Raw genomic sequence first — 6409 nt, forward strand, 5'->3', positions numbered from 1 at the left:
TACCTACTCATCGTAATTGATAATGGGTTTGTTTAATTTTAGAGAGCGCTCACGAGAACGTAAGTCGTTCCATAAGCTCAATCTTGAAGATTTCCCTGCTAATTTACCGCTGCCCGCTGCCGATTTTATCAGCCAAAGATTTTTACCGTTGAAACTGTAAATCGGTCGTAGATCTGGGCGTTTGGAACCGCGTTTAATTTCAGGGTTTAAGTTGTCCAAAATTAGTGGCTCTGCACTCGGTGTTGAGTAGTACGCCAACACCATATGGAATTGGTTTAACTCCAGTGCTTTTACGTACACTAATCGCAATTTCTTATCTGGGATGCCCAGTTCAAGCAAAGAGAAGTATTTTGCGATAGTGAAATCTTCACAGTCACCAGCATTGCTGCCTAAAAACTCCAGTGGTGTTGCCCAATAGTCGTTTTTTCCCCACAGTATGTTGTCATCGACAAAGTACATCTGGTTGAAGAATTGGTTCACTGACCTGAGCTTCTCTTTTTCACTTAATCCGTCGTATGACGTCATGTTTGAACGCCACGTTGCCACTCGCTTTCCGGCTCTATCGCCGTAGGTTTTGGTCACCGCATCTATCCACCTTTGGTCGCTCTTGTTGAGCGCCACAGAGGTAAAAGAGGTAAGAACTAGCAGCAATAGCGAAATCCGAGACTTCATAGCCTCTGCTCTTGTCTATTTACTGCGTACTGAAAGGCGTTATCAAACATCCAACGTCCTTACTCTTTTAGTGCATTGTTTTGAGCACTTAATAGTGGCTTCAACATGTACTCAAGCACGGTTCTTTTGCCTGTGATGATATCGACTGAGGCGGTCATGCCCGGAATGATTGGCAACTCTTCGTTTTGTCCAAAATTGTGTTTTTCGGTGCGCACACGCACGATGTAGAAGCTGTTGCCTTCTTCATCTTGAGTGGTATCGGCACTGATGTGCTCTAGCACGCCTTCTAGACCACCGTATTTAGTGAAGTCATAGGCACTGAATTTAACGATGGCAGTCAATTCTGGGCGTAGGAAAGCGATATCTTGCGGGGCGATTTTCGCTTCAACCAATAAAGAGTCTTCTGTCGGTACAATCTCAACGATGTCCATACCCGGTTGGATAACACCACCGACAGTATTAATACCCAATGTTTTAACGGTGCCAGTTACAGGAGAAACCACCACAGTACGGTTTACTCGGTCTTCAAGGCCAACAGCCGATTCGGTCATTGCAGAGAGCTTATCTTGCGCTTGATTGAGCTTTTCTTGTTGTTCGGAGCGGAAGTTCAGTGCGGCATCAATACGGCTGAGCATGGATTCTTTGATTGCTGAGCGTAGCAGAGGGATTTTTAGCTCGCTTGAGGTCATTTCTCGGCGAGTGTCGTTCACTTGTCTTTGCAGTTTAAGTAATTCAATTCGTGGTACCACACCTTCATCGGCGAGGGGTTTGGTGATATCCAGTTCTTGGCGAGCAAACTGGTAACTCTGTTTTAGGTTGCGAACCCGCGCCTTAATCTCAACTAGGTCTTGCTGTTTCTGTTCAACTTGTTGATCAAAAACAGAAAGTTGGTTTTTTAGGTTATTCAGATCTTGACGATATTCGGCTTTTTGGCGATTAACCAGTTTAGGCTGAAGCTCGTAGAACTTGGGTGGAAAGGCGAGTTTACCGTAATCAAGCAACACGCTTTTTTTCCACTCTTCAACAGAGAACTCTTCGTTAATGACGACACTGGTTAATGAAGCGGATAGCATCAACACGTTGGCGGTTAAGTTCGCCACTTGTTGTTCACGTTCGCGGAAGTCCGAACGGAATCGAGTGTCATCGATCAACAGTAGCTGCTGACCTTTTTGAACGCGTTGGCCTTCTTTAACTAAGATCTCTTTAACCAAGCCACCTTCAAGGTTTTGTACCACTTGGATCTGAGAGGAGGGGATCACTTTGCCTTGGCCAACGGTAACTTTGTCGATCTCTGCCCATGCAGACCACCCAATAGCAGCAATAAAAAACAGAACGATCACCCACAACATAATTCGCGCACTGGTGGGCGTATTGAGGAGTAGTGCCGCTGTTTTATCATCGACATACTCAAGCTCGGTCTCGTTCAATTTGCTGAAATTTTTCTGACTCATAACAGTCCTTGTTCGCTAAATAAAAGTGCAAGCCTATTGAGTGTATTCTTACTTTTGATAAATGTTAAGATTTTGCTCCTTTAAATCTTTGAATTTATATATTTTTTAAGACTTATCGGTTCTTGAAATCTGTTTTATCGAGTTGGTGCTTTCTTAGTTTGTCATACAGTGTTTTTCGCGACACCTGCAGCTCTTGTTGTACCTCTTTTAAACGACCTTGATGGCGATGTAGCGCCTCAATCAAGATAATTTGTTCAAAGCTATCGGTGCGTTGGTTCAACGACTGTTGTTGCTCTTCAATGCTCATATCGAGTTCATTTTGCTCATCAGTATCGCTGTCGAGCGACGGCTGCTTAATTTGAGTCAGCACTCTGAGTTCAGCATGTTGGCGAAGCTGACGAATGTTCTCCGTCCAATGTGTTGCAATGAGTCGCTGAATCTCTTTTTCTGTAATGACGGGTGGCGGCAGTTGATAGCGACTGGCTGCACCACGAGCAAAGTGTTTGAACAAAGAGCCAATATCTTCCGTTCTTTGCGCCAAGGGTAGTAAATTAAATCGGCGCAGTTCACCTGTAATTGTAGTAGGAACTACTGTAGTTGCGATAATGATACAAGTTGCATTGGTCTTGCATGAGTTTTCACGAAGTAGAGTGGGTTTTAGGTTCGCTAACCACAGCCATTGATCCTGAGTTAGTGCTTCTGTCTCATGGATATAGAGTGTTCCACCTTGATGCTTCAAGAACAGTTGCAAAATAAACTGATGGAATGTCGCTTCGTCACTGCGTGGCAAATTAAACGCAGCGACAGGGCAAAGCTCCGCGGTTTGATGACTGTGTAAATCATGGGTGTATTGTGCTGTGACCCTTTTCCCCGTCCCTAAATCACCAACAAATAATAGAAGTGGGTTAGTTTTGGTATCTAGGGTGATCAATTCTCGGCGTAATGCCTGCATTGATGGTGATTGACCAATCAGTTTCGGGCCAACCTGATTTTGCATTGCCAACTCTTTACGCAATAGGTTGTTCTCTTCAACCAGTGCGAGCTTATCTGCGGCTTTTTTAACGGCAGTGAGTAGGGCATCGACCACAAATGGCTTTTCCAGAAAATCGTAAGCGCCGGCTTTCATCGAGGACACCGCGGTTTGCACGTCACCATGTCCGGTAAGTACGATGACCTGAAAATGAGGATTTTGGCTCAGTAACTTTTGCGTCAATTGAATGCCATCCATCACCGGCATGTGAATATCGGTGACGACAATTCCGGCTTGCGTGGTATCTATTTTCTTTAATGCCTCAATAGCATTGGGAAAGCAGACGATATCGATGCCTTCAATGAGCATGGCTTGTTCTACGGAGTCTCGAATGGTGGGTTCATCGTCGACAAAATAGAGTTTAGGCATAGATTGCAAAAGTCGAGTCCTTAGCTGTAGGTGAGATTCGTTTTCTAATCAACGATAACAACGGCGTGTTAGCCCTTATCGTTATATAACGGGATGTTTAGCGAGAATACCATGCCTGAAGGCTCTAACCGGTTCGCGCTGATCGTGCCGTGATACGCTTCAATAATCCGTTTCGATATTGAAAGCCCTAGCCCTAAACCTTCCGGTTTGGTGGTAAAAAACGGGTCGAACAGCTGTTCTAGCTTATCGTTCGGCATGCCAATTCCGTTATCCCAAATGATCAGCTGACAAGAGTCATGATGCAGTTGCCATTCGATGCCTATCTGTGGGCTAGCCTGTTGGTCAACGCTTTCCAGGTTTTGTTGCTCCTGCAAGATTTTGTGTTCAAGAACTTGTTGTTGCAGCGCTTGAGTCGCGTTGTGAATCAGGTTCACTAGTACTTGCTCGAGTTCGGTTGGATGAATCGCAATATTGATGTCATCTGGCACCGTGCTTAGCCTTAGCGTAATGCCTTGCTTGATCATCAGCGCACTGAGAATGCTAGTGGCGTTATTGACCGCTTGATGCAGGTTCGCCACATGATGTTCTTGTTTGGTGACCTTGCGAGTAAAGACTTTGAGTCGCGCGATGATGTCGGTAATGGTGTTGTTGAGGCCAATCATTTTCTCAAGATTGCTTTTCACTAAATCGGTTCGTTCCATTTCCAGTAGCTTTAAGCTGTTTTCACTGTAGGTTCGCAGTGCTGCAAGCGGTTGGTTGATTTCGTGGTTAATGCTGGCTGACAGCTCACCGAGTACCGCTAGTTTCGCGGTTTGTGTCAGCTCTTGTTCTGTCTGTTTCAACTTCGACTGCGACTCTTGGTATTGAAAAAGGGTTTGTTGCAGCTGCTGATTGGATTGCTTCAAGTAGTGGGTACGTTTATCAACGGTTTGCTCTAGGTTTTGGTTGAGTCGGGTCAACGCCACTTTCGCGAGATAAGTCTGGCGCCACGACCAAGCGATGAGCATCACCAAGCTGTAAATCACTACGAAGATGACATCGATCTGAAAGATTTTAATAAGTTCAGCTCTGGTCTCTTTTAGGGCGACGACTTGGTACTGGTTGTTGCTGATGGTAGCGGGGTAAAGATTAAAAGCACCAAGCTTGAATAACTGGTTGGCGGTGAGCTCTTTTCGGATTTCATTGGATTGAAGGTTGCTAGATTGATTGGCGTTGCTAGCTTCTGACTGAGATCTTGAAGAACGAAAGGCTTCGATGATCGAAATTTCGCTTTGACCGTATTGGCGTTGAAGTGCGATATCCGTTTGTTGTTGCTGCGTTAATGGCAACAGTGAATGAAAAAGCCATGGAGCTTGGCTTGATAGAAAGACCACTTGGTTCGAGTCGAGTACTACGATCTCAAAGTCGTCGCTGGTCAGGATGTTTTCGAGGTTTTCTAAACTCACTTTTACGGTGATAACCCCCACAATGTGATTCTCAACATACAGCGGTGAAGACAGAAAATAACCGCGAACGTTCGAACGAGCGCCTAGCGCGACATATTGTGTGTTGTTACCTTGAATGGCAGAAGCAAAGTAGGGACGAAACGAGAAGTTCTCACCTACAAAGGTACGAGGCTTTTGGTAATTACTGGAAGCGACCACAGTACCGCTCGGGTCATGAATATAGATGGTGTCGGCTTGGCTTTGATTCGACCATTCAAACAGCAATTGATTGAGCTGCGCAGCGGAAATCTTGTTTGCTCGTTGTGATGAGTCAAAATAAGAGAGCAAGCGCGGGTCATGACTGAGCAAATCCGGGATCTGTTTGAATTTATCCAGTTCAGAATCGATTTGTAGATTGGCTTTATTCGCCGCTTCATCGAGTTGCTGAGTGACGATTTTTTCTTGGAATTGTACTGCCATAAAGTGGGTTGCGGTCAGCCCTGCAGCTCCCAATAACAATGAGAATAAAACAAAGGGCGTCATTAGGTTAGGCAGTATTTTGGTCACTCGGATCTCAGCTTGTCATCGGTTTGTATAAAGATTATCAATATGATGGAGAGAGTACCGAGATCTTGTTAACACAGAGCACCTTCTGTGAGACAAAACCATGGCTTAGACTTGTGTTTCAAAGGATTACGGCGCAAAATCACAAAAAAATTAAAAGGAGCAACCAAATGGAACTGACAGATATTCGTCGCGAATACGCTAAGGGTGGATTGAGACGCAAAGACTTGGCCGCAGACCCGATTGAGCAATTCAATTTATGGCTAGAGCAAGCCATTGAAGCGAAGTTGACGGACCCTACTGCCATGACAGTTGCTACGGTTGATGAAAATGGTCAGCCATTCCAACGAATTGTTCTGCTGAAGAATGTGGATAAAGACGGGTTCGTTTTTTACACCAACTTAGGTAGCCGCAAAGCGCACCAGCTTGAGCACAACAGCAAAATCAGTTTGCACTTCCCTTGGCATCCACTCGAACGACAAGTTCATATTACGGGCACGGCTGAAAAGCTGACCGCTATGGAAAATATGAAGTACTTCTCGTCACGTCCAAAAGAGAGCCAATTGGCCGCGATTGCAAGTAAGCAGAGTAGCCGCATTTCAGCGCGTGGGATTTTAGAAGGTAAGTATCTAGAGCTTAAACAGAAGTTTGCCAAAGGCGAGATTCCTGTGCCTTCTTTCTGGGGTGGCTTCCGAGTTCGTGTGGATAGTATTGAGTTCTGGCAGGGTGGTGAACACCGCTTGCACGACCGTTTCTTGTTCTCACGCCAAGACAACAGTTGGGATATTGATCGCCTAGCGCCTTAGGCTGCTTGATCGCTTAGCTGCTTAACAGATCCAAAAATGCCGTTGATTAGACTGATCAAATCAACGGCATTTTTTTGGTTCATCGCGGCTTTC

The 6409-nt window shown here is 45.2% G+C and carries 5 protein-coding genes; 1 reads left to right on the plus strand and 4 read right to left on the minus strand.

The window, feature by feature from the left end; genetic code table 11:
* Nucleotides 1-3: 3 nt before the first annotated feature.
* The 4 genes from AB4154_RS16635 to AB4154_RS16650 all read right to left on the minus strand — a co-directional run bounded on the left by AB4154_RS16635 (nt 4) and on the right by AB4154_RS16650 (nt 5513).
* Complete coding sequence (locus AB4154_RS16635; protein ID WP_372123611.1) at nt 4-672, minus strand: transglutaminase-like cysteine peptidase; 669 nt, start codon at nt 670-672, stop codon at nt 4-6.
* A gap of 59 nt (nt 673-731) precedes the next feature.
* A complete protein-coding gene (locus AB4154_RS16640) occupies nt 732-2123 on the minus strand; it encodes an HlyD family type I secretion periplasmic adaptor subunit (protein ID WP_048660519.1) in 1392 nt (463 codons plus the stop codon).
* Nucleotides 2124-2235: 112 nt separating this feature from the next.
* Nucleotides 2236-3522 carry a sigma-54-dependent transcriptional regulator gene (locus AB4154_RS16645; protein ID WP_372123615.1) on the minus strand — a complete coding sequence of 429 codons (1287 nt, stop codon included), beginning with the start codon at nt 3520-3522 and terminating at the stop codon, nt 2236-2238.
* A 68-nt stretch (nt 3523-3590) separates the two neighbouring features.
* Nucleotides 3591-5513 (minus strand): ATP-binding protein, encoded by a 1923-nt coding sequence (locus AB4154_RS16650; protein WP_372123613.1) that lies wholly within the window; start codon nt 5511-5513, stop codon nt 3591-3593.
* Between the two features lie 167 nt (nt 5514-5680).
* On the opposite strand from AB4154_RS16650, the gene pdxH reads away from it, so the two are divergent.
* Nucleotides 5681-6316, plus strand: a complete 636-nt coding sequence (gene pdxH / locus AB4154_RS16655; RefSeq protein WP_017061203.1) for a pyridoxamine 5'-phosphate oxidase — start codon at nt 5681-5683, stop codon at nt 6314-6316.
* Nucleotides 6317-6409 lie beyond the last annotated feature (93 nt).

Origin of the sequence: Vibrio sp. 10N.286.51.B11, assembly GCF_041469245.1 — a bacterium.
Taxonomy (GTDB): Bacteria; Pseudomonadota; Gammaproteobacteria; order Enterobacterales; family Vibrionaceae; genus Vibrio; species Vibrio crassostreae_C.